1 protein-coding gene is annotated in these 1112 nt (G+C 44.2%); it reads left to right on the top strand.

Annotated features, from left to right (window positions below; genetic code table 11):
• On the top strand, positions 1 to 1112 hold a 1112-nt coding region (locus BM613_RS14550; RefSeq protein WP_109431861.1), incomplete at both ends, for a ParB N-terminal domain-containing protein.

Here is a 1112-nt window from a genome sequence, read left to right as displayed (position 1 = left end):
GCTCGAACAGCAGGTGAGCAGTACCAAATCATCAGTGGCCATCAACGAGTACGGGCGGCGAAGCTGTTGGGCTGGACGGAAATCGAGACGGATGTTTTGGAGGTAGATGAAAACAAGGCTGCCCGCATGCTCATTAGTGCAAACGTCAAAACGCGCACACTTTCGCCGATGGAGTTAGCAAAAGCAATTCGGAGGGAGCGGGAATTGATTGAGCAGACGTATGGGAATCGGGAACGAAAGCGAACAGATTTAACTGCTGCTCCCGGGGAGCAGCAGTTAAAAGGCTTGTGGTCTGAACAAGTCTCGCAAGAAATCGGGAAGTCTGAACAACACATTCGACGCTTAGACAAGTTAAATGAGCTGATTCCTGAATTCCAACAGCTTGTCGAACAAGGCAAGCTCGCATTAAAGGCAGGAGAGCAACTTGCTTATTTGGAACCCGAAACGCAACAAGCTTTGTTTGCGTCGCTGGGCGAAGAAATCAGTCTGCGTACAGTGGCACAAACGAAAGAATTGCGTAAACGCCTCGAAGAAGCACAAGCAAAAGATCGGCAAACCGAGGAACTACAACAAGAATTGGCGCGCTTGCAACAGATGGGGCGACTTGAGGACAAACAGCAAATCGCCCGCTTGCAAAGCGAGATTCAACGCTTGCAAAACCAACCGCCTGAACAAATCGAGGTTGTGCCAGAAGCGGTAAAAAACGAACTGGCTGTTTGGAAAAAACGAATTTCTGAAATGGAACTTGAAAATCAAAAAAAGCAAGAAGAAGCAGATAAAATCAAGCTCGAATTAGAACTGAAGAAAAAAGGATACGATTTTTTGTTGGATGAGAACAAAAAGCTAGAAAACGAAATCAAACGTTTGAGAAATGGGATTTCTAAAATCCCGAACGTCGAGGATTCAGAGAAACAAAAAATCATCGAAGAAGAAGTACAGTTTATGCAAAATCTTGAGAAACAACGCATAATCAATCAATCGATTATCAAATTCATACCAGAGATCGCAAAGGTAGATACTGAAGAAAAGCTCACAGAAACAATTCAGGCGATGTTAGAAGTTTATCACAATCGAGAAACGCGAGAACGCGTTATCGTCAATATGAAACAAAC

Source organism: Sulfoacidibacillus thermotolerans, assembly GCF_003144315.1.
Taxonomy (GTDB): Bacteria; Bacillota; Bacilli; order Alicyclobacillales; family SLC66; genus Sulfoacidibacillus; species Sulfoacidibacillus thermotolerans.
Note: the sequence above shows the minus strand (reverse complement) of the source record. Positions and strands in the feature narration are given on the sequence as shown.